Below are 23,237 nucleotides of genomic sequence, written 5' to 3'. Positions count from 1 at the left end.
CATTTAATTACATCTATTAATTCATTGTTTATGCACGACGGAGTTCAAAGAATGGAAACAGACCGGCCAGATCCTTCAGCAAACGCGGATCAAATGCCTCACCCCCTACGCGCAAGCTCGCATCCGCGCAACCTTGCGGCCTGAAGGCCTGCAGCACAAAGGTGCGCGCACCCAAGGCCGCCAGCTCGCGGGTTGCCGCGCCAATCTCCTCCACGCTCAGCAAGGCCGGATGCACGGTCATGCGAAACTCATGCGCCACGCCACTGGCCAGCAACAGCTTCGCACTCTCCCGCACCCGCTCGCCGCTACCGCGCAGGCCGGTGATTCGCGCATAGCTGGCATGTGATGCCTTGTAATCCAGCCCCACCCAGTCGAGCAGAGGAAGCAATTGGGCGAGCCGCCGGGGATAGGCACCAGCGGTGTGCAGACCGACGCGCATCCCCAAGGCACGGACCTCCTGCATGGCGGCGGCAAGGCCCAACTGCAGGGTGGGCTCGCCGCCGCTGAAGACCACCGCATCCAAGAGACCTTGCCGGCCTTCGAGAAAGCGCCGGATCACGGTCCAGGAGATCTCGGCCGCATTCCGTGGCGCCAGCAGGTGTGGATTGTGACAATAACGGCAGCGCCAAGGACAACCTTGGCAGAAAACCACCGCCGCCAGGACGTCCGGGTAGTCGGTGGCGCTCAGCGGGACGAAGCCGCCTACGCGCAGCGGCGGCATGGCGCCCTCAGCCGCCCAGCAGGGCCCGGCTTTCGCGGAAGCAACGGCGCTCCCGGTGCTCGCCCTGCTTGCCAACGTTGAAGGACGCTACCGGCCTATGATAGCCCATGACCCGGGTCCAGACTTCGCAGCGCTGGCGCTCCGCGTCGCTCAGGGTGATCTCGGCCGCTGCCGGGTGGGGTGCTTTGACGGATTCGCTCATGGGATCTCCTCCTTGGCTTGGATGCCGGGCAGAGCCCGGCGCTTCTCGGCGAGCAGGATCTCGTCGCATTTGGGACAGAAGTGGTGCTCGCCGCTCAGGTAGCCGTGCTTCGGGCAGATGGAAAAGGTCGGCGTGATCGTGATGTAGGGCTGGCCGAAGCGCTCCAGCGCCCGGCGTACCAGGGTCTTGCAGGTCCGGGCGCTGGAGATGCGCTCGCTCATGTACAGGTGCAGCACGGTGCCACCGGTGTACTTGCGCTGCAGCGATTCCTGCCGCTCCAGGGCCTCGAAGGGGTCGTCGGTGAAGCCCACCGGCAGTTGCGAGGAATTGGTGTAGTAAGGCATGTCCACAGTGCCCGCCTGCAGGATGTCCGGAAAGCGTTTGCGGTCCTCCCTGGCGAAGCGGTAGGTGGTGCCCTCGGCCGGCGTGGCCTCCAGGTTGTACATGTGGCCGGTCTCTTCCTGAAAGGCCAGCATCCGGGCCCGCACGTGATCGAGCAGACGCAGGGCGAAGGCATGTCCCCAGGGTGTGGTGATGTCCTCGGCATCATCCGTGAAGTTTCGGATCATTTCGTTGATGCCATTCACGCCGATGGTGGAGAAATGATTGCGCAGAGTGCCGAGGTAGCGCTTGGTGTACGGAAAGAGGCCTGCGTCCATATGGCGCTGGATGACCTTGCGCTTGGTCTCCAGGCTGTCGCGGGCGATATCCAGCAGCGCATCCAGGCGCAGGTACAGGCCAGACTCGTCGCCTCTGTGCAGGTACCCCAGGCGCGCGCAGTTTACCGTGACCACGCCCACCGAGCCGGTCTGCTCGGCGGAGCCGAACAGGCCGTTGCCGCGCTTCAGCAGTTCGCGCAGATCAAGCTGCAGGCGGCAGCACATGGAGCGGATCATGTTCGGTTGCAGGTCGGAGTTGATGAAATTCTGGAAATAGGGCAGCCCGTACTTGGCCGTCATGGCGAAGAGGCGTTCGGCGTTCTCGCTGTCCCAGGGGAAATCGCGGGTTATGTTGTAGGTCGGAATGGGAAAGGTGAAGACCCGGCCCTTGGCGTCGCCTGCGGTCATCACCTCGATGTAGGCGCGGTTGATCATGTCCATCTCGGCATGCAGCTCACCGTAGGTGAACGGCATCTCCTCGCCGCCGATCAGCGGCACCTGTTCGCGCAGATCCTCCGGGCAGGTCCAGTCGAAGGTGAGATTGGTGAAGGGGGTTTGCGTGCCCCAGCGCGACGGCACGTTGAGGTTGTAGATGAGTTCCTGGATGTACTGCCGCACCTCGGCATAGGAGAGACTGTCCTTGCGTACGAAGGGCGCCATGTAGGTGTCGAATGACGAGAAGGCCTGCGCGCCGGCCCATTCGTTTTGCAGGGTGCCGAGGAAGTTGACGATCTGCCCGACTGCGCTCGACATGTGCCGCGGCGGGCCGGCTTCCACTTTACCCGGCACGCCGTTCAGACCTTCGTGCAACAGCGTGCGTAGCGACCAGCCGGCGCAGTAGCCGGCCAGCATGTCCAGGTCGTGGACGTGCAGATCACCGTCTCGGTGCGCTTCCCCCACTGCCGGCGGATAGACGTGGTTCAGCCAATAATTGGCCACCACCTTGCCGGACACGTTCAGGATCAGGCCGCCCAGGCTATAGCCCTGATTGGCGTTGGCGTTGACCCGCCAGTCGGCGCGCTCCAGATATTCGTTGACCGAGCTCGCCACGTCCACCAGGGTCTGGCGGTCCCGGCGCAATCTGGCGTGGCTTTCGCGGTAGACGATGTAGGCGCGTGCGGTGCGGAAATGGTCGGCGGCGATCAGCACCTGCTCCACCACGTCCTGGATGCGCTCGATGGCGGGTAGCTCCTGACGGTGCTGATAGCTCAATACTTTGAGCACCTGTTCAGCAAGACGCGCGGCCGCCTCGGCATCGAACTCGCCGGTGGCTGCCCCGGCGCGACGGATGGCGGCGCGAATCTTGCCAGCGTCGAAGGGCGCGAGGTTGCCGTCGCGCTTGATCACCTCACGAAGCAAAGATCCTTGGCCAGCTTCGGAACCGAAGGACTCCATTCCGCCCCCTTTCACATGTTTACGCCTAGAACCCTAGATATAGCGTTATTGTTCAATATGAATACCTTATATTGGACATGAATTTCCTTGATCCAGGTCAAGTTCGAAAGCAATGCCGACCGCGCCTTATCAAACGGCAGGTAACTGATCCAGAACCGCTTTCTGTGCAACAACAAAGAGAGCTTTGGGCCAGTACTTGATATGGGTCAAATCAGCAATGGTTTAGCAGAGGGATAATCTGAAACTGGCAAGCAAAATGATGGCGAGGAATTCGCGATGTCTGAACACAATGCATCCATCATTCAAATCAAGCGGGGTCTGATCGCCTATCCACAGGGCAGCAAGTTGTATCTCAACGTGACCAACAGTTGTAGCCTGCGATGCCGCTTCTGCCCGAAATTCACCGGTAGCTGGCGCATCGGCGGACATTATCTGCGTTTGGCCACAGAGCCGGAGCTGGATGAAATTCTGGCGGTAGTGGGTGGTCCGCGAAATTATGACGAAGTCGTGTTTTCCGGATTGGGCGAACCGACCATGCGGCTCTACACTGTGCTGGAGGCCGGCAAGGAACTCCGCCGGCTGGGCGGCTATGTCCGTCTGGAAACGGACGGCTTGGCCAACCTGCGTTTCGGGCGTGACATCACCCCGGACCTGGAAGGCAACATCGATGCCCTGTCGGTTTCGATTCAGGCCGCCAACGAGACTATCTATAACGAGCACTGCCGGCCCAAGCGTCTACACTGCCACGCGGCGGCGCTGGATTTCGCGGATCTGGCGCGCGATTACGTCCCTTCGATCACCCTGACCGCCATCAAAGGATTAGCCGGTGTAGACATTCCTGCCTGTGAAGCCACCGCCGAGGCTTTCGGCGTCAATTTCCACAAGCGCAATCTTGGAACAATCGACTGAAAACGCAATCAGCCAGGCTATGCACTCAGGCCTCTGCCATCCCCAGGTGTGATTCGCCGGCACACCCTGCCAGGCGTTTCAGGCCAGGCATATCCTGGATGGTCAGCACGCGCCGGTCAACCGCTATCAAGCCGTCTTTTTGCAGTTTGGAAAAGGTCCGGCTGACGGTTTCGAGCTTCATTCCGAGATAATTGCCGATTTCCTCCCGTGACATGCTGAGGTGGAGATGGGTGGGAGAAAACCCCCGGCGCTGAAGCCTTTCGGAAAGGTCAAGCAAAAAAACGGCCAGACGTCCCTCGGCCAGCATCGAGCCGAGCATCATCATGGCCTGCCAGTCCTGGAGGATCTCGGCGCTCAACACACGATGGATCTGACGTTGCAAGGAAGGGATCTTCTGTGCGAGTTCTTCAAGCAGGGAAAATGGCGCCTCGCAGATATGGCTGTCTTCCAGGGCTACGGCATGCAGGGCAAAACGGCCAGTACCGATGGCACCCAAACCCATCAGATCGCCCGGGAGATAAAACCCCATCACCTGCTCGCGCCCGTCGGCGTTCAACCGGTACAGTTTGAAAACCCCTGAGCGAATGGCGTAGAGGGAACGGAAGATATCGCCGGCCCGATAGAGATGCTGGCCGGTTTGCACGCGCTGGCGCAGATTGAGCGCGGCGTCCAGTTGCTCGATATCTTCCGGGTCGAGGCCCACGGGGAGACAAAGCTGACGCAGATTGCAGCTTGAACACGCAATCTTGAGCCTGGCCTCCCGCTTCAGGAATTGGGCATCGTGCATATCGGCTCCTTCGCCATTCTGAATGGAACAGCCGCGTTTGACCGTCAAGACGCGCGCAGGTTCCTCGGGAGAAGACAGCCGGACAGCGCCTTACCCGCTACCCGCAAATTAGCCGAGTTCAAAGCATGGTGCAAGCAACGCATGAAATCCGGCTACCGCCGGGAACTGTTTGGTCTTTGATGTATGTCAAGGCTTTGCCGCTGGACCTGTTCTAGATTGAAGCCACTCAGATAGAAAGGTGGAGGCCGAGAGGATTTCCATGAACATGCAGCCTCACAACTTGATCGACCGCTTCGGCCGGCGGATCGAATATTTACGTCTTTCCGTCACCGACCGCTGCGACCTGCGTTGCAGTTACTGTCTGCCCAAGGGATTCCGCGGTTTCGAAGAACCGGACCATTGGCTACGTTTCGATGAGATCGAGCGGCTGGTGGCCCTGTTTGCCCGGTTTGGTGTGTCCCGGGTACGGTTGACCGGCGGCGAGCCGCTGCTGCGAAGTGGCCTGGCCGTGCTGGCCGGGCGGCTCACTGCCATTCCCGGTGTTGCGGACCTCTCCCTGTCCACCAATGGCACGCAATTGGCCAAGCACGCGCAGGCCCTAGAACGAGCTGGCGTCGGGCGCATCAATGTCAGCCTGGACTCTCTGCAGCGGGAGCGGCTGGCGCGAATCACCGGGCGCGACTGCCTGGACGAGGTGATGGCCGGCCTGCATGCAGCACGGGAGGCGGGGCTCAGACCCATCAAAATCAACATGGTTCTCATGCAGGGCATCAATGATGATGAAGTCGATGCCATGGTTGCTTTCTGCATGGCGCATGGTTTCGTCCTGCGCCTGATCGAGATCATGCCCGTCGGTGACACCGGCCGGACTTCGGCTTACGTGGATCTGCAGCCTGTGCGCCGGCGCTTGCAAGAGCGGTTCGGCCTCATCGACGGGGTGCAGCCGGGCGGCGGGCCGGCGCGCTATCTGCGCAACCACGACGGCTCATTCGCCCTTGGCTTCATCACCCCGCTGTCGCAGCACTTCTGCGAGACCTGCAATCGCCTACGTGTTGGCGTGGACGGCACGCTGTACACCTGCCTCGGCGAGGAAGGCGGTGTTTCGCTGCGCCCGTTGCTGCGTGACAAAGCCCCCGATGAGGTTCTGGAAGCGGCGATCCGGTCCGCGCTGGACTCTAAGCCGGCGCGGCATGAATTCCGCGAAAAACCCCGCAAGGTTATGCGTTTCATGGCGATGACCGGCGGCTGAAGCGTCAGATGGCCTGATCCATCCGCGTCAGGATCGACTGTAGCAGTCGTCCGACCCAGGCGGGCGGCTCCAGAGCGTCCAGGGTGTTTTTCACCAGGAGTCCGAGCTCCGTATCACCTTCCATCAGCAGGCGGCGACTGAAAAACAGCGTGTCGGGATCTTCCTCGCGCGCTGCCAGCAACAGGAAGTCATAAGCATTGGCGCTGATGCACAGATCCACGGCTAGCGTGGCGCGGCAGGCAACAAATCCCGTCGCGTCCAGGCCGAAGAAGAAGCTCAGGCCGGCATCCTTGACCTGAACGCAAAATCGCTTGCCACGCCAAGCCCGCAGGACTTCCTTTTCAAGCAGGGGCAATAACAGCCGATTGAGCGCCAGGACCAGAGTGAGTGAAGGTGGATAGACTGGCAGGCGGGCCAGTATCCTGCCGACAGATGACGGGAAGATGGGCAAAGTCTGCCATTCCACCTGTTGCAGCCGTGTCGCGCGCACTCAAATCTCCTTTTTCAAACTGCTCCTGCCTTGCTGCGGTACGAAGCGCATGACCTTGTGCAGGACATCCAGGTCCAGATATGCCCGTGCCTGGAAAGTACCGGCGTAGGCCTGGTCCTCCTGCTGCAGCTCGTAGCAATTCGAGCCACTGATATCCAGGAGCAGGGCCGGCATACCCGCTTCGCGGAAGGCGCGGTGGCGTTTGATGAAAAAATTACTGCAACACATTCCCACGTAAGCCTGCACGCCCTCGCTCTTCATGCGCGCCAAAGTGGCAAGCAGGTGCTCGTAATTGGTGATGGAGGTCACTGGCATGCCACGTTCCCTCGCCAACCGGTAGGCCTCTCCCACTTCGCAGAGGCCGCATTCGGTACAGCCATCCTGATGGCGCCACTTGCACCAGGGCGGCTTGGCGCAATAGGGCACCAGCATGACCTGCGCCTGCGCCAGGACTGCTCCGGCCCCGGAATATTCCCCACCGAAGCACATGACGCCATTAGCCTGGGCGGCGCTCAGCCCCATCTGCCTGCGCATATCGAACTTGTCGATGGCAAGCTGCAGCACCCGCCGCAGGTCCTCGATGCCGAATCCTGACAGTTCGGCGCAGCTTCTCTGCGCGACATGAACCAGACAGCGGTCGATGAGCGGCAGAGGCAGATCCGTCAGGGCATCCTGCAGACGCTCCAGGAGGTCCAGGGGCCGGCAGTGAAGATCACCAGCGAACTCCGCCTGTTTGATTATTTGAGCCTGCTCATCCAGTACCAGACGGGTGCGCAACACACCACCCGCTGTCCGCCAGATGGCCTCCATCGCCTCATCCCGCTGCGCCCGCCAATCGATGCGGAACCCATGTGCCGACTCATCTGTCGGCTCGCCAGTCACAGCGCTCTCCATAAGCTTGACGGTAGTCCACAGGCGCGGATTGAACGCCTCTTGCATGGCGGTGAGCAGGTGCCTCTGCACTTCGCCCGCTTCAGGCATCCGGCCCAGGCACTGACGCAAGGTGATCAGGCGGCCGCGGGCACTATCCAGGCCGGATGGCGAGAGCTTTTCAGTGGGTACGCGCAGGGTTTTGAGCATGCGCCGGATGTCGAGATCCAGCAGCAGGACGCCTTGCAGCAGCAGGGTGTCCCCCTCGTTCGCCAGGAAAATCGAGGCAAGTTTTCGCCCCTCGACTTCGAGGTCGTTGGGGTCTTTGAATGTGGTCCTGACACCTAGTCCAGCCAGGCCTGCAGCAAGGATTTCCGCCACGTGGGCGAGGATTGCGCCAATGGCCGCATCCTGCCAGACGGAAGGGCTCCTGATGATCAGGCTGAATGCCAGTTGATTCTGATCGACATAAAGCGCCCCGCCGCCGCAGGGCCGCCGCAGGACCTCGATACCGTGGTTGTGGCAATAGTCCAGGCGCAACTCACGGTCCACCGCCTGATGGTGGCCCACCACCGCGCAGGGCAGGCTGCGATAAAAACGCAGCAGGTCCGGCCGCTTGCCACGGGCATGCTGCCGCAGCCACAGGCGGTCGATGGCGAGGTTCTCGCTGCCCGAACGCAACCCGCTGTCCCATACCCAGACCAACGTATCATCCTGCGTCATGGCCACTGTTCCTCGCCGACAGGGGCCATGCCCGGACGATTGCGCCAGAAACCATCGCAAGCGCCATCCGGCATCAAATCTTCCATTTCCGCAGCGGCAGCAGCCGGATCCAGAGATCCGTCCATCGCCGCGCGGAACAGACCGGCAATACGAATACTATGCCGCGCCTGGGGACTGATGCGCAGCACGTCCACCCCGAATACACGCAATTCCGCTACTGAACCCACCAAGTTATAGACCCGAGCCGATTGTGTCTGGATGCCATTGATGGCCAGAAACCGCTCCCCCTCACGGGTGCGCAGCGGCAGGCCGTCCGGATAATCGAGACAGCGGAACTGGCAGTCGTCCTTGGAAAGATTGTGATGCCGGGCGGTGAAGCAACGCGCCGAAAAGGCCAGTGGCAGCCGACCATGGGCGAAGACTTCGATTTCCATACCGCGAGCGTGGGGCAGCAGATAGCGGAGCGCCTCGCGCGACATTTCCACCGGCATCACCCAGCGTTTCGCGCCCAGCCCGGCGAGCCAAGCCAGGGTCGGCGGATTGTAGACATTGATATGGGGACCGGCCACGAAGGCAGTCTGGCCCGCCAACAGACGCAAGGCACCCACGTCGTTGGCTTCGACCGCAAAGCGTCCATTGTCGGCAACCGCTCTCAGCCTTTTGAGATCCGATTCGGATTCGAGCAGGGCCTGCGTGCTCAGGACCACTTCCTTGCCGCTCGCCGCGAGATCCTCCGCCAGATCGAGCCAGTCCGGCAAGCGAAGTTCGTGGCGCCGGGAACAGACCACCTCTCCCAGGTAGACGATGTCCACCGGCGCGGTGGCGACTTCCTCATAAAAATGCCACACGGCTTCACGGGACCAGTAGTACAGGACAGGACCGATAGCAAGTTTCATGGGACCTCACTTCCAGGGACGATGATAGGCGCCAAGGGTATGTTGCTGCCCCTCAGCAATCCGATCCATCTCGCGCAGCCAGGCCGGTTGCGCGGCGTAACTCTCAGGGTCGCGCTTGCAAGCATCGATGGCCGCGCGCCAGACCCGCGTCACCTGGGCGACATAGGCAGGGCTGCGCTGGCGGCCCTCAATCTTGATCGCCGCCACGCCGAGGCGCAGCATCTCGGGCAGCACAGCCAGCGTGTTGAGACTGGTCGGTTCCTCGATGGCGTAATAACTCTCGTCATTGACGATGAAACGCCCCTTGCAGAGCGCCGGATAGCCGGCATGCTCGTCGCCCGCAAAGCGGTCGATCAGGACGCCATTCAAGCGCGATTCCAAGCCTCGCGCGGTATGCTGCCAGCGCACCATCTTGGCCGGCGAGCAGACCCCATGGGTGTTGGGTGATTCCCCGGTAACATAGGAGGACAAGGCACAGCGCCCCTCCACCATGACGCACAAACTGCCAAAGCCGAAGAGTTCGATTTCCATTCTGGCATGAGCCATCGTCTGCTCGACTTGGGCCATGGACAAGACCCGCGGTAGCACCGCCCGACACACGCCAAAATGCTCGTAATAGAAATTGAGCGCTTCGTAATTGGTCGCTGATCCCTGTACGGATAGATGCCGCCTCAGATCCGGATACTCGTCCGCGGCATAACGCAACAAACCGAAATCAGCCAGAATGATGGCATCCACGCCAAGCGCAGCCGTCTTGTCCACGGCACCCCGCCAGGATTCCCAGTCCGCTGCCTGGGGGTAGGTGTTCAGGGCCAGGAATACACGCGCGCCCTTGCCATGAGCGTATTTCACTCCGGCGCGGGCACTGCTCAGATCAAAATTGAGCCCGGCGAAATTGCGGGCATTGGTCTGATCGCTAAAGCCGATGTAGACGCAATCTGCGCCATTGTCCACGGCAGCTTTCAGGGCCGGGAGACTACCCGCCGGGCAGACCAGTTCCAAAAGAGCGTCAGATGGCAAGATATGTTTCCTCCTGTGTCGCGCGCAAAACCAAGTCAGGCTGACCCTGACGGGTACCGCGCCGCTTCAGTTCCGCCTCGACGCCGTTGAGCACGGGCCACTTGTGGGCGCACCAGTCGGGCGCGAGCAGCAAGTCGGGCGGCGCGGTGCCGGTCAAACGGTGAAAAACCACTTGCGGCGGGGTCCGCTGAACGAGATCCGCGGCCGCCCGGGTGTACTCGTGCAGGGTCAGCGGCCGGTATTCACCCCGGCGCCACTGACCGGCCAAGCGCGTGTTGCGTACCACGTGCAGGGGATGCAGCTTGAGTCCGTCCACCCCGAGTTCGAGCACAATGTCCAGGGTCTGCCGCCAGTGCGCCGCCGTTTCTCCCGGCAGGCCGATGATCAGGTGCGTGCAGACCGGAATGCCGCGTGCCCGGGCGGCGCTGACGGCCTGCCGGTATTCGGCCAGGCCGTGACCACGCCGCACCCGCGCCAGAGTCTGGTCGAAGGCCGACTGCAAGCCCAGTTCCAGCCAGATCTCCAGGCCTTGGTCGTGGTACCCAGCCAGGAGGTCCAGCGTCATTTCGGGCACGCAGTCCGGACGCGTGCCGATGGACAGACCGATGACGTCGGGCTCCGTCAGCGCCTGGGCATAAAGTGCGACCAGCACCTCGTGCGCAGCATAGGTATTGGTGTAGGCCTGAAAGTAAGCCAGAAAGCGCCGCGCCTTACTGAACTGGCCGATCACCCGCCTCCCGGCAGCGAGTTGCGCGGCGATGCTCGTAGGCTGGTGCCCGGCCGGATTGAAGGAAGCGTTGTTGCAAAACGTACAGCCGCCGCGCCCCTTGCTGCCGTCCCGGTTCGGGCAGGTAAAACCGGCGTGGATGGCCAGCTTGTGCACGCGCTCGCCGTAGCGATGCAGCATCAGCTGCCCGAAGGTGTTCACGTAATCGGATAATGCCATGCGCACCCCGTCTGGCTGGCGAACAGCATTTCAAATTAGCCCGGCAGACCAGCAAAAACCTTGATGCGCGTCAACGATTCAGCCCTTCGCCTGTAGAAAATGCACCAGCAAGTCGCGCACCGGACGGATCTCCGCGCCGAAGGGCAGGCACCCCGCTCCCCGGAAGAACAGTCCCTTGTCCACTTCACCGCGCAGCGCGGCGGCCAGTTGAGCATCAATGCAGAACTGGCCCGCCTTGGCGTTGCCGTCGCGCAGGCCGCAGTGGCTCAGGCAGTCCAGGGCGATGGCGCAGCGCCGCCGGTCGGCTTGGGCACAGGACTGCAGCCGGCTTTCGCGCTTCAGATAGTTCTTCAGCCACGGCGTGAGCACAGCGCGGGCCGGCAGCCCCGCCACGCTCATGAAGGTGACGATATCCCCCGGCTTGGCTTCGGCCAGGACGCGCTTGAAATTGGGATGGGCGTCGCCCTCCACGGTGACGGCGAAAGGTGTGCCTATCTGCACGGCGCCGGCACCCAGGGCAAGCAGTTCGCGCAATTTTTCCGGCCGGTCGATGCCACCGGCGGGAATGAGCGGAATGGCTTCCTTTTCAAGATTCAGCTCTTTGAATGTTTGGAACACGCCTTCCAGCACGGTGGGGAAATCGAAACGTGCATCATTGATGTCTTCCGGTTTGGGCGCGCCCAGATGACCGCCCGCATAGCGCGGATGCTCAAGCACAATGGCATCGGGCAGACGCTGCTTGCGCATCCATTTTTTCAGCACCAAGGCCACGCCACGCGCATCCGAAAGGATCGGGATGAGGGCCACCTCGGGAAAATCCATGGTCAGATCCGGCAGATCCATGGGTAGTCCCGCACCCATGACGATAGCCTCGGCGCCGCTCGCGCAGGCCTGGCGCACGTAGTCGGCATGAGCGCTGACCGCCTTCATGACGTTCACCGCCACCAGCCCCTTGCCCGCGGCCAGATCCAGAGCGGCGCGCACCTCGCGGTCGAGGGCGAGTAGATTGATACGCTCCAGCGCATCCTTGTCCCGGCAACGGCGGGTCTGAGCCAGAAGATCCGGGTGATGATGACGCAAATCGATGCTGGCGATGGTCCCCATCGCCCCAAAGCTCGCCACGGTACCAGCCAGACGATGGGCGGAAATGCCCACTCCCATGCCGCCCTGGACGATCGGCAACAGCCGTTTTCCCTTGATTTCCAATAATGGCAGATCAGTAACCAGTGCTTCAGATCCATCAAGATCCATCGTGTAAAACCTCACTTGATTGAGCCAGGCACAGGCCCTTCACAACACGCTCCTAAGCAGGATGTAAGTCGCCACGAAGAGGAGAAAAACGGCAAAACCCGTATAGGGCTTGGCTGCCACCACGAGCAGAGAGGTACCGATGGCCTGGCGCATGGACGTGCCGGAAAGCAGCACCAGGGCGGGTACGATCAGAAAACCGCCTCCACACCGAACAGCCCGAGCAGAAGGCCGGTTATGGCGCCAGCCATCAGGGCACAAGGATCCATCTGCTCCTCTCCTGCCAAGGGACCATTGCGGGTTCGAGATATCTCGAACCCTCATGATTCCCGCCCGACCGATTCCATTGCGACGATCGGGATCGGCCATATGGATCAGCGGGCGTGGGCCGGCCGGTCCACCGGCGCGCCTGCCGGCGCGGAATTGTAGCCGGACGGCTGCTGCAGGACCGGCACTTCCGGCGCGGACACCGCTTTGATCCGCCGCTTGGTGCGCACGATCTGGTAGGGCCTGGCGAGATAGCCAAGCGGCACGCTCCAGACATGCACCAGACGGGTAAAGGGGAAGAGCAGGAACACCGTCATGCCAAAGAAGAGATGTACCTTGAAGATGGTGTCGACACCCGCGATGACGGCCGGGTCCGGCTGGAAGGTGGCGATGCTCTGCGCCCAATGGGCGAGTGCGATCATCACACTCGGATCGCCGTGGCTGGCATGACCGAGGGAAACCGGAATGGTGGACAAGCCCAGCATCAGGGTGACGAGCAACCAGGTGATGATCAGCTTGTCACTGAAACGACTGGTTGCCGAGATGCGCGGATTGAACATGCGCCGGAACCAGAGCATGAGCGCGCCGATCAGACACAGGGTGCCGAACACCGAACCCGCCGCGATGGCGATATACTGATGCGCCATGTCGGACACGCCAAGAGCGAGAAAGAGGCTGTGCGGTGTCAGCAGGCCTACCAGATGTCCGAAAAAGATGGCAATGATGCCGACATGGAACAGATTGCTGGCCAGTCGCATGTTCTTCCTGGACAGCAACTGGCTGGAATCGCTCTTCCAGGTGTACTGCTCATGGTCGAAGCGTACCAGGCTGCCGATCAGGAAGATGGTTCCAGCCAGGTAGGGATAGACGCCGTAAAGGAAATTATGCAGGTTCATGGTCCACTCCTTAGGCGGCCTGGCTGACCAGCCGGCCGCGTTGCTCAATCAGACGGACGAGCGGCGCATAGGGGCTGCCCGCCTTTTCCAGGTTGGCGGCCAGCACATCCAGCACCTTGGCCGCGTCCGCCAGGAAGAAACGCGCCTCGGTCTCGTCCAGGGTGGAAGCGTACTCCAGTAGCAGAGGCAGATAGTCCGGCAGCTCACCCTCGACAACCTCCAGTTCGTAGCTCTTGTAGTGCTCGGCGATATCCACCATGGCTGGCCCGCGTTCGCGGTCGTCGTCTCCGAACAGATGATGGGTCAGGTGCAGGCTGTACTCCGGCGTGAGGTCGAAAGTCTGCACGTAATGGCCCTCCAGCACGTAAGGCTCGCCGGCTTGCATCCACGCCAGAAAATCCAGCATGATCTTCCGTTCCGCTTCGTCGAGGCCTGTGTCGGCCTCGATTCGGGAAGCAATCTCCGGCAGGTGGGCGCGCAACGCCTGATCCGGATAATCGAGCAGGCGTGACAAGATTCGATAGATCAGCATATATCCTCCTTATCCCTTGATTCGCACATGCGGCACGAAGTGCAACGGTTCCACGGATTCCTTGCGCCGCTCGGGAAAGAGCGAGAAGCCGCTGCGTCCGGCCGAACTGTCATTACCAAATGCAAAGCCGTTCTGGCCCTGGAAGGCATGGAAGTCGTCCAGCCGCATTTCCTCCTTGCCGGTCGGAATGACGAAGCGGTCCTCATAGTTGGCAATGGCCAGGTAGCGGTACATGTCCTTGGCGGTCTCCTCGTCTAGGCCAACGGCCTCAAGCGCGCGGGTATCGGCCCGGCCCTCGACGTGCACCGAACGCATGTAGCTGCGCATGGCGAGCAGGCGCTTGAGCGCGCTGACGATGGGTGCCTCCGCGCCTGCGGTGAGCAGGTTGGCCAGATACTTCACTGGCAAGCGCAGGGTTTCGACGCGTGGGATTGCGCCATCGGGGCCGGTTGGCAGATTGCCCTGATCAATCTGCGACTGCACCGGCGACAGTGGCGGCACATACCAGACCATGGGCATGGTGCGAAACTCGGGGTGCATGGGGAAGGCGATCTTCCACTCGATGGCCATCTTGTAGATGGGTGATTTCTGCGCTGCCTCGATCCAGGCATCGGACACGCCGTCGGCGCGCGCCTGGGCGATAACCACCGGATCGTTCGGGTCCAGGAAGATATCCATCTGGGCTTGGTAGAGATCGGTTTCACGCTCGGCGCTGGCGGCATCCAGGATGCGGTCGGCGTCGTAGAGAATGATACCGTTGTAGCGAATGCGCCCCACGCAGGACTCGGAACAGACCGTGGGCATGCCCGACTCCACCCGCGGATAGCAGCCGATGCACTTCTCGGCCTTGCCGGATTCCCAATTGTAGAACACCTTTTTGTAGGGGCAGCCACTCATGCACATACGCCAGCCACGGCACTTGTCCTGATCCACCAGCACGATGCCGTCCTCTTCGCGTTTGTAGATCGAGCCGGAAGGACAGGAGGCCGCGCAGGATGGATTCAGGCAGTGATTGCAGATGCGCGGCAGGTACATGTGGAAGGTATTTTCGAACTCGGCGTAGATCTTTTTCTGCACGTTGTCGAAGTTTTTATCGACGGCACGTTTCTCGAACTCGCCGGCGAGATCGTCCTCCCAGTTCGGTCCCCAATTCACCTTCTCCATGCTGCTGCCGTCGATCTGCGAAATCGGCCGCGCCGTGGGCGCCGCCTCGGACAGTGGTGCCGTCTGCAAGTGACCGTAGTTGTAGGTGAAGGGTTCGTAGTAATCGTCAATCTCCGGCAGGTCCGGGTTCATGAAGATATTGGCGAGTTTGCTGGCGCGACCACCGGCCTTGAGTTCCAGCTTGCCATTGCGCTTTTCCCAGCCGCCCTTCCACTTCTCCTGATCCTCCCAGTTCTTGGGATAACCGATTCCGGGTTTGGATTCGACATTGTTGAACCAGACGTACTCGACACCCTTGCGATTGGTCCAGACGTTCTTGCAGGTCACCGAGCAGGTATGGCAACCGATGCATTTGTCCAGATTGAACACGAAAGCGAACTGTGCGCGGACTTTCATCATCTTTCTCCTGAATACTTAAAGAGTGGAAGGTGAGCCATGGGTCGATGGACGAGAGTTCACCCCGTGGAGCGTTGCCTCATCCTCCACAAAACTGGCTAGCTGACAGTGGGCGGGTTGAGAGCAGCCTCACGGGCATCGGTCAAAGGCCGCTCCAGCCAGTCCACATCGCGGTCCTCGATCTTGTGCAGCACCACGTACTCGTCGCGCTGCGAACCGACGGTACCGTAGTAATTGAAGCTGTAGCTCAACTGGGCATAGCCGCCGATCATGTGGGTCGGCTTGACCACCACCCGCGTCACGCTGTTCAAGATACCGCCGCGCTTGCCGGTGCTGGGCGAACCCGGCACGTTCACGATCTTCTCCTGGGCGTGGTACATCATCGCCATGCCGCGCGGAATGCGCTGACTCACAACCACCCGCGCCACCGTGGCGCCGTTGGCATTGACCGCTTCCACCCAATCGTTATCCTTCAGGCCGATGGACTTGGCGTCATCCTCCGCCACCCAGACCGTCGGGCCGCCGCGAAACAGATTGAGCATGCGCAGGTTGTCGTTGTAAGTGCTGTGGATACCCCACTTGCTGTGCGGCGTGATCCAGTTCAGCACCAGATGCGGCTTATTGCGCACAGTGGCTGGTACAGTGTTGTGGGCCTTGAGGTCAACCGGCGGACGATAGGCGCAGAAACCCTCACCGAAATCCAGCATCCACTCGTGGTCCTGGTAAAACTGGGCACGCCCGGTCAGGGTGCGGAACGGGATGTGCTCGTGGATGTTGGTATAGCCAGCGGTGTAACTGACATGCTCGGACTCGATGCCGCTCCAGGTGGGCGCGGTGATGATCTTGCGCGGTTGCGCCTGGATGTCTCGATACTGGATCTTGTCCTCGCGCCGGCCCTCGCAGAGGTGCAGGTGGTCGACGCCGGTCTTGGTGGAGAGCTTCGCCCAGGACTTGTGCGCCACCTCGCCGTTGGTTTCCGGCGCCATGGCCAGCACCGTGTCACAGACGAAGATATCCTCTTCGAGCGAGGGCATGCCTTTTGTGATGCCCTCCTCGCGGATCACGCCATTGAGCTGCTTGAGTTCCTTGTATTCGGTCTCGGTGTTCCAGTCGATGCCCTTGACGCCGTTGCCGATCTTGCTCATCAACGGGCCCAGGGCGGTGAACTTCTTGTAGGTATTGGCGTAGTCGCGCTCCACCAGTTTGAACAGGGGCAGCGTCTTGCCCGGCAGCGGGTCGCACTCGCCGCGCTTCCAGTCCCGTACGCCGAAAGGCTGCGCCAGTTCAGCCGGTGAATCGTGCATCATCGGCATCGCGAGCAGGTCCTTGCGGGTGCCCAGATGCCTGGCCGCCAGGGCCGAGAACTGCCGGGCGATGGTCTTGAAGATCTGCCAGTCGGATTTGGATTCCCAGCCCGGCGTCACCGCCTCGCTCAGGGGATGAATGAAGGGATGCATGTCGGTGGTGTTGAGGTCGTTCTTCTCGTACCAGGTGGCGGTCGGCAGGATGATGTCCGAGTAGGCCCCGGTGGAGTTCAGCCGGAAGTTGATGTCCACCAGCAGGTCGAGCTTGGCAATAGGCGCCTCTTCGCGCCAGCGAATTTCCCTGGACTCACGCCCCTCCTTGCCCTCGTTCAGCACGCCGTTCTGGGCGCCTAGCAGATGCTTGAGAAAATACTCATGCCCCTTGGCGCTGGAGCCCAGGAGATTGGCGCGCCAGACGAAGAGGTTGCGCGGGAAGTTGACCGGGTTGTCAATGTCCTCACTGGCAAAACTGATCTCGCCGCTCTTGAGCTTGTCGACCAGGTAACGGGATACGTCGGCTTCGTCGACGGCGCCGGCCTGTTCGGCCTCGGCCACGATCTCCAGTGGATTGCGGTTGAAGTGCGGGGCGGAGGGCAGCCAGCCCAGCCTCTGCGACACCACATTGTAATCCGCCAGGCTGTAGCCCTTGTAATGGCCCTTGGCGGTCGCAGCCAGCAGATCGTCGGCGTCAAGCCGCTCGTAGCGCCACTGGTCGGTATGGAAATAGAAGAAAGTGGTGCCGTTCATGGTACGCGAAGGGCGATACCAGTCCTGGGCGAAGGCCACCGGCGCCCAGCCAGCCTGCGGCCGCAGCTTTTCCTGACCGACATAATGCGCCCAGCCGCCACCGCTCTGGCCCACGCAACCGCACAGGTGCAGCAGGTTCATGATAGCGCGGTAGTTCATGTCATTATGGAACCAGTGATTGATCGCCGCTCCCAGGATGACCATGGACTTGCCACGCGTCTTGACGGCATTGTCGGCAAACTCGCGACCGGTACGGATTACATCGGCGCGCTTGACGCCGGTGATCCGTTCCTGCCAAGCCGGGGTATAGGGTACGCTGGCATCGTCGTAGGAGCTGGCGACATTCGAGCCGCCCAGACCGCGATCCACACCGTACTGCGCCACCTGCAGGTCGAAGACCGAGGCAACATAGGCCTCCTCGCCACTGGCAAGCCGGATCCGACGCACCGGCACCTTGCGATAGAGCACATCTTTCTCACCGGGAGTGAAGTGCGGGAAGGCGACCGATACCAGTTCGTCACGATGCTCGACACAGGACAGCTCCGCCCGGATCTCTGCTTGATTTGCGGCGTTCCTCGGCAGGATGTTCCACTTGCCGTCCTCGCCCCAGCGGAAACCGATGGAACCGTTCGGGGCCACGAAGGATTTGCTCGCCTCATCATAGACGATGGTCTTCCATTCGGGATTATTGGCTTCACCGAGCTGACCGTCGAAGTCCGAGGCCCGCAGGAAACGGTCGCTGACGAATCCTTCGCCGTGCTTGCGCAGCAGCACCTGCATGGGCAGATCGGTGTAGGTACGGGCGTAATCGAGGAAATAGGGCTCCTGGTGGTCGAGGAAGAACTCCCGGAGCACCACATGGCCCATGGCCATGAAGACGGCGGCGTCCGTGCCTTGGCGCACCGGCATCCACAGATCGGCGAACTTCACGTACTCGGCATAATCCGGCGCCATGGACACCACTTTTGCACCCTTGTAGCGCACCTCCGAGAAGAAGTGGGCATCCGGGGTGCGGGTCATGGGCAGGTTGGCGCCGCAGACGATGAGATAAGTGGAGTTGTACCAATCGGCTGCCTCCGGCACGTCGGTCTGTTCGCCCCAGACTTGGGGACTCGCCGGCGGCAGGTCGCAGTACCAGTCATAGAAAGACAAGGGAACGCCACCGATCAGGCTGAGATAGCGCGAACCTGCCGCGTAGCTGATCATGGACATGGCCGGAATCGGCGAGAAGCCGATCACCCGGTCCGGGCCGTGCTGCTTGATGGTATGGACGTTGGCGGCGGCGATGATCTCCGTCACCTCATCCCAGTTGCTGCGCACGAAGCCGCCCAGACCGCGCACGGCGGTGTACTGCTTACGCTTGACCGCGTCGGCCTGGATGGCAGCCCAGGCATCCACTGGGTCCTTACCGGCGGCGCGCTCGGCCCGGTAGAGCTCCAGCAGACGGCCGCGGATCATGGGATGCTTGATCCGGTGGGGACTGTACAGATACCAGGAGTAGCTGGCGCCACGCTGGCATCCGCGCGGCTCGTGGTTGGGCATGTCGGGGCGAGTACGCGGATAATCGGTCTGCTGGATCTCGAAAGCCACCAGACCATTTTTAACGTGGATCTTCCAGCTGCATCCTCCCGTGCAGTTCACGCCATGGGTTGAACGCACCACTTTGTCATACTGCCAGCGCCTGCGATAGGCGTCCTCCCACTGGCGATCCTCGTTGGTGACGATTCCGTGCCCCTTGGAAAAAGTTTCCTGAGTCTTGGTGAAGAATTTCAGGCGATCAATAAAGTGGCTCATTTTGCCTCCGGTTCAACCTCTGGGTCAGCAACCCGAATCTCGGAATTCGCTGGTCTGTCTCAATCACACCATAGAGCGGGACGGACGATGTTGATGCATGTCAATCAAAGCGCCTTCCCGGCGCCCCGCCCCAATTGCTCAGCATCTCACTGCCGCGCCCTTGCGCGCGTAGTACCACCAGGTGATCAGCAGGCAGCTTGCATAAAAGATCGCGAATCCATAAAGCGCCGCCTTCGGCCCGCCGGTGAGGCTGATCGAAGTGCCATAACTCTTGGGGATGAAGAAAGCGCCATAGGCCGCCAGCGCCGAGCTGAAACCGAGCACTGCCGCTGCCTCCTTGGCCCCGTCCTTGATCGCCTGTTCCTGCGCGGCCGCCCCCTTGCCGCTTGCCTCCCGCTGCCGCTCGGTAAGGAAGATCACCGGGATCATGCGGAAAGTTGAACCGTTACCGACGCCTGTCGTGGCAAAAAGCAGCATGAACATGGCCAGGAATCCCCAGAAATTGCCGCCTGAGGCCCCCGAGGGCAGAAAATAAAGCACTCCGAAAACGGCCAGCATCATGACGACGAAATTCCAGAAGGTCACGTTGGCGCCGCCGAGCTTGTCCGCCAGCCAGCCCCCCACCGGACGAGCCAGGGCGCCCGCCAGCGGTCCCAGAAAAGCGTACTGGGTCGGATCGACCGCAGTGAACTGGGATTTGATCAGGAGCGGCAACCCCGCCGAGTAGCCGATGAAGGAACCGAAGGTACCGAGATACAGCCAGCTCATCAGCCAGGTATGCCTGCGCTTGAAGATGACCGCCTGATCCTTGAAGGAAGCGCGGGCCGCGGCAATGTCATTCATGCCCAGCGAGGCAGCAATGGTCGTCACGATGATGAAGGGCACCCAGATGAAACCGGCATTCTGCAACCATCTCGATTGCGAGACACCGTCCTTGACCCAGGTCTGCGGCTCGCCGCCGAAAGTGCCGAAAATACCCATGGTGATAGCCAGCGGCACCAGAAACTGCACGGCGCTCACCCCGAGGTTGCCCAATCCTGCATTGAGCCCCAGCGCGGTACCCTTTTGCGCCTTCGGGTAGAAGAAACTGATATTGGCCATGCTGGAGGCAAAATTCCCCCCGCCGAAGCCGCACAGCGCGGCCAGCAGCAGCAATACCCAGTAGGGTGTGTCGGGATTCTGTACGGCAAAGCCGATGCCGAGCGCCGGCAGCAGCAAGGAAGCGGTGCTGATGACCGTCCACTTGCGTCCACCGAAGATCGGCACCATGAAGGAATAGAAAATACGCAGGGTCGCACCTGCAAGGCCGGGCAGGCCCACCAACCAGAAGAGCTGATTGGTATCCAGCTTGAAACCCACGTTGGGCAGGTTCACCACCACCACGCTCCAGACCATCCATACCGCGAAGGACAGAAAGAGCGATGAGATCGAGATCCACAGATTGCGCGTGGCGACACGCTTGCCCTCGCGGGCCCAGAAACCGGTATCTTCCGGATTCCAGGTCGTTAGCACATGACTGGTCATGATTTTGCCTCCTTGCTTGATGGTTTCAGACCCGTTGCGCCAGTGTGGTGGAGACCGGCAGAGACTTTCGGATTTCCTTGCGCAGCGGGACGATCTCGGTCCAGTACATCCACACCAGGGAAACCCCGGTGATCCCCCACAGCAGCATGAAGATGCTTGAATTGACGCCGGTGAAGTCCACCAGGACACCGAACATGATGGGCAGCAGAAAGCCACCCAGACCGCCCGCCAGGCCGACCACGCCGGACACCACACCCATGTTCTGCTTGTACTCGTCGGAGATATATTTGAAGACCGAGGCCTTGCCGAAGGCCCAGGCCATGCCCATGACAAACATGAGCGTGGTGAATACCAGAGGGCTAAGACCGAAAGCGAAGTTCATGTCGCCATTTGCGGTCTTGATGCTGAACTCGGTTTGCGGATAAGACAGGAAGAACAGACAAATCCAGGAGACCAGCAGCACCCACCAGGTCACCGGATGGGCTCCCCAGCGATCCGATAGCCAGCCGCCGAAGGCCCGCAGCACCCCGCCCGGCAGCGAAAACGCGGCGGCTAGCAATGCCGCCAGCTTCAGATCGAAGCCATACTCAGCCACATAGTATTTGGTCATCCACAGGGCGAGCCCCACATAGCCACCGAACACGAGGGAGTAATACTGGGAGTACTTCCAGACCTTGGGATCACGCAAAACGCGTAACTGGTCCCTGAGCGTTACCTGCCTGGACACCAGATGATTCGGATCGGTATAGGTGATAAGCCAGAAAAGCAGCGCGATGACGAGCATGGCTGCCGCATAGATCTTTGGCACCATGCTCCAGCCGTAGGCGACCACGATGGATGGGGCCACGAACTTGGTCAGCGCCGCCCCGGCATTACCGGCGCCGAAGATTCCCATGGCCAGACCCTGGCGATCCCGGCCGAACCAGTGCGCCACGTAACTGATGCCCACGGAGAAGGCACCACCGGCAAAGCCTATGAATAAACCGAGCACCAGGAATTGCCAATAGGCATGTGCCTCGCCAATAAGATAAATTGGTACTATTGTCGCCAAAAGAAGCAAAAAAAAGACGATTCGCCCTCCGAGTCGATCCGTCAGCATGCCAAGCGGCAAGCGGATCAGGGATCCTGTCAGGATGGGCGTAGCCACCAGCAGGCCGAACTGGGTCTCGTTCAATCCCAGTTCCTGTTTGAGCGGAATGCCGATGATGGAAAACATGACCCATGCCGCAAAACAGACGGTGAAGGCCAGGGTGCTTGCGCTAAGCACAGAGATCTGTTTCCAGCGTTCGCTCTTCATCAATGCCTCCTCGGCGGAACCCACCCCTGACCAAAGGCGTGCAATGCCCTTGCGAACTTACATTACAGCAAGCGGCAGCGCGCTCATTGATGCACATCAAGAAAAAATCCTTTTGCACAGCACTGGGTGTTGCCGCCACCTGCCGGATTTATTGACCTACATCAAGGCTTGCCGCCAGCACCTGGGATAAACGTAGAAAACACGCCATGAGGATGAGAAACAGCCATGCGGGAAGCACTGGACAGATGTGAGCACCGTCGCGAATATGCAGGCCTGACCTACGTCTATACCGTGCTGTCGCGGCGCGCCGGCGGGATTTCCGTCGGCGTGAACCTCACCCCGCGCAACACCTGCAACTGGCGCTGCATCTATTGTCAGGTACCACATCTCCAGCGCGGCGGCGCGCAGCCAGCCGATCCGGACCGGCTGGCAGAGGAACTGCGCTGGATACTGCGGGAATTGCTGCGTGGCGGCCTGATGGCGGATCTGGCCCCCGAGGGAAAAGGCATCATTCAGGACATTGCCCTGGCAGGCAACGGCGAACCCACCACCTCACCCAATTTCGATGTGGCGGTCTCGAAAATCGTCGAGGTCATGACGGAATTTGAATTGATCGGCAGAGTCAAGCTGCGGCTCCTGACCAACGGCAGCCTTATCACCCGCCTGAAGGTCCGACGTGCGCTGGAAGAAATGGCGCAGGTCAATGGCGAGGTCTGGTTCAAGGTCGACAGCGTCAACCGTGCAGGCGTGCGGCATATCAATGGCATCAATCAGGCCGTGGTGCGCATGGACAAAAATCTGCGAATTGCCGCGCGACTCTGCCCCACCTGGCTGCAAACCTGCCTCTTCGCCTGGGACGGTCAGCCGCCACCATTGCGCGAAACACAGGCTTATCTTGGCTTTGTCAAAAGGCTGCGGGAGCAGGGCGTGCCCTTGGAGGGCGTGCATCTGTACGGTGTGGCCAGGCCCGTGCAGCAACCAGAATCCCCTCGCATCGCGCCCTTGCCCATGAGCTGGGTTCAGCAATTTGCTGACCAGATCCAGTCCCTGGGCATGCGGGTACGGACGAGTTTTTGAACGGGCGCGGATGCTCCACCCTCTGAGAGGAGAGGATAAGATGTTGAATAAATTGTATCCCGCCGTCCTGCTGACCCTTCTCGGGGGAATCAGCCTCCCCGCCATGGCCGATACCCTGGGCGAG

At 61.0% G+C, this 23,237-nt stretch carries 19 protein-coding genes; 3 read left to right on the top strand and 16 right to left on the bottom strand.

The features are described 5' to 3' along the window. Positions 1–28: 28 nt before the first annotated feature. The 3 genes from WOB96_RS07900 to WOB96_RS07890 are packed head-to-tail and all read right to left on the bottom strand — an operon-like array spanning position 29 to position 2,941. Entirely contained in the window at positions 29–721 is a 693-nt protein-coding gene (locus tag WOB96_RS07900; protein WP_341370747.1) for an anaerobic ribonucleoside-triphosphate reductase activating protein, read from the bottom strand. Between the two features lie 7 nt (positions 722–728). After that, positions 729–923, bottom strand: coding sequence for an anaerobic ribonucleoside-triphosphate reductase (gene nrdD, locus WOB96_RS07895; protein WP_341370746.1), 195 nt, complete (start codon positions 921–923; stop codon positions 729–731). Continuing rightward, positions 920–2,941 carry a ribonucleoside triphosphate reductase gene (locus tag WOB96_RS07890; protein WP_341370745.1) on the bottom strand — a complete coding sequence of 674 codons (2,022 nt, stop codon included), beginning with the start codon at positions 2,939–2,941 and terminating at the stop codon, positions 920–922. Before WOB96_RS07890 ends, nrdD begins: the two co-directional genes overlap by 4 nt. Positions 2,942–3,253: 312 nt before the next feature. Here WOB96_RS07890 and WOB96_RS07885 point away from each other — a divergent pair, with 312 nt between their 5' ends. Then, on the top strand, positions 3,254–3,886 hold the full coding sequence (locus WOB96_RS07885; RefSeq protein ID WP_341370744.1) for a TatD family nuclease-associated radical SAM protein: 633 nt from the start codon (positions 3,254–3,256) through the stop codon (positions 3,884–3,886). A 25-nt stretch (positions 3,887–3,911) separates the two neighbouring features. On the opposite strand, the gene fnr is transcribed toward WOB96_RS07885, so the two are convergent. After that, positions 3,912–4,673, bottom strand: a complete 762-nt coding sequence (gene fnr, locus WOB96_RS07880; protein ID WP_341370743.1) for a fumarate/nitrate reduction transcriptional regulator Fnr — start codon at positions 4,671–4,673, stop codon at positions 3,912–3,914. 259 nt (positions 4,674–4,932) lie between these two features. Here fnr and moaA point away from each other — a divergent pair, with 259 nt between their 5' ends. Continuing rightward, on the top strand, positions 4,933–5,922 hold the full coding sequence (gene moaA / locus WOB96_RS07875) for a GTP 3',8-cyclase MoaA (protein ID WP_341370742.1): 990 nt from the start codon (positions 4,933–4,935) through the stop codon (positions 5,920–5,922). A 4-nt stretch (positions 5,923–5,926) separates the two neighbouring features. On the opposite strand, the gene ubiT is transcribed toward moaA, so the two are convergent. The 12 genes from ubiT to WOB96_RS07815 all read right to left on the bottom strand — a co-directional run bounded on the left by ubiT (position 5,927) and on the right by WOB96_RS07815 (position 22,036). Next, positions 5,927–6,412: a ubiquinone anaerobic biosynthesis accessory factor UbiT gene (ubiT, locus tag WOB96_RS07870; protein WP_341370741.1), complete on the bottom strand. Its 486-nt coding sequence runs from the start codon at positions 6,410–6,412 to the stop codon at positions 5,927–5,929. After that, positions 6,413–8,005, bottom strand: a complete 1,593-nt coding sequence (locus WOB96_RS07865) for a lipoyl protein ligase domain-containing protein (protein ID WP_341370740.1) — start codon at positions 8,003–8,005, stop codon at positions 6,413–6,415. Beyond that, positions 8,002–8,901, bottom strand: coding sequence for a ubiquinone anaerobic biosynthesis protein UbiV (gene ubiV, locus WOB96_RS07860; protein WP_341370739.1), 900 nt, complete (start codon positions 8,899–8,901; stop codon positions 8,002–8,004). Before ubiV ends, WOB96_RS07865 begins: the two co-directional genes overlap by 4 nt. Before the next feature lie 6 nt (positions 8,902–8,907). Next, positions 8,908–9,921 carry a ubiquinone anaerobic biosynthesis protein UbiU gene (ubiU, locus tag WOB96_RS07855; protein ID WP_341370738.1) on the bottom strand — a complete coding sequence of 338 codons (1,014 nt, stop codon included), beginning with the start codon at positions 9,919–9,921 and terminating at the stop codon, positions 8,908–8,910. Next, positions 9,911–10,867: a tRNA modification radical SAM protein MnmL/YtqA gene (mnmL, locus tag WOB96_RS07850; protein WP_341370737.1), complete on the bottom strand. Its 957-nt coding sequence runs from the start codon at positions 10,865–10,867 to the stop codon at positions 9,911–9,913. The genes ubiU and mnmL overlap by 11 nt, the downstream gene beginning before the upstream one ends. Before the next feature lie 78 nt (positions 10,868–10,945). Beyond that, on the bottom strand, positions 10,946–12,118 hold the full coding sequence (locus WOB96_RS07845; protein ID WP_341370736.1) for an NAD(P)H-dependent flavin oxidoreductase: 1,173 nt from the start codon (positions 12,116–12,118) through the stop codon (positions 10,946–10,948). Between the two features lie 371 nt (positions 12,119–12,489). After that, positions 12,490–13,278 carry a respiratory nitrate reductase subunit gamma gene (narI, locus tag WOB96_RS07840; protein ID WP_341370735.1) on the bottom strand — a complete coding sequence of 263 codons (789 nt, stop codon included), beginning with the start codon at positions 13,276–13,278 and terminating at the stop codon, positions 12,490–12,492. 10 nt (positions 13,279–13,288) lie between these two features. Continuing rightward, positions 13,289–13,810 carry a nitrate reductase molybdenum cofactor assembly chaperone gene (gene narJ / locus WOB96_RS07835; RefSeq protein WP_341370734.1) on the bottom strand — a complete coding sequence of 174 codons (522 nt, stop codon included), beginning with the start codon at positions 13,808–13,810 and terminating at the stop codon, positions 13,289–13,291. A gap of 9 nt (positions 13,811–13,819) precedes the next feature. Next, positions 13,820–15,370 carry a nitrate reductase subunit beta gene (gene narH / locus WOB96_RS07830; protein WP_341370733.1) on the bottom strand — a complete coding sequence of 517 codons (1,551 nt, stop codon included), beginning with the start codon at positions 15,368–15,370 and terminating at the stop codon, positions 13,820–13,822. A gap of 98 nt (positions 15,371–15,468) precedes the next feature. Then, positions 15,469–19,215: a nitrate reductase subunit alpha gene (locus WOB96_RS07825; RefSeq protein WP_341370732.1), complete on the bottom strand. Its 3,747-nt coding sequence runs from the start codon at positions 19,213–19,215 to the stop codon at positions 15,469–15,471. A 138-nt stretch (positions 19,216–19,353) separates the two neighbouring features. Next, entirely contained in the window at positions 19,354–20,739 is a 1,386-nt protein-coding gene (locus WOB96_RS07820; RefSeq protein WP_341370731.1) for a NarK family nitrate/nitrite MFS transporter, read from the bottom strand. 25 nt (positions 20,740–20,764) lie between these two features. Next, positions 20,765–22,036: an MFS transporter gene (locus WOB96_RS07815; RefSeq protein WP_341370730.1), complete on the bottom strand. Its 1,272-nt coding sequence runs from the start codon at positions 22,034–22,036 to the stop codon at positions 20,765–20,767. A 225-nt stretch (positions 22,037–22,261) separates the two neighbouring features. Between WOB96_RS07815 and WOB96_RS07810 the strand changes: the two genes are divergently transcribed. Then, positions 22,262–23,113 carry a radical SAM protein gene (locus tag WOB96_RS07810; protein WP_341370729.1) on the top strand — a complete coding sequence of 284 codons (852 nt, stop codon included), beginning with the start codon at positions 22,262–22,264 and terminating at the stop codon, positions 23,111–23,113. Positions 23,114–23,237: the final 124 nt, after the last annotated feature.

This window comes from Thermithiobacillus plumbiphilus, from assembly GCF_038070005.1.
GTDB lineage: Bacteria > Pseudomonadota > Gammaproteobacteria > Acidithiobacillales > Thermithiobacillaceae > JBBPCO01.
The sequence above is the reverse complement of the archived record's forward strand: the minus strand, read 5'-3'. Positions and strand labels throughout refer to the sequence as shown.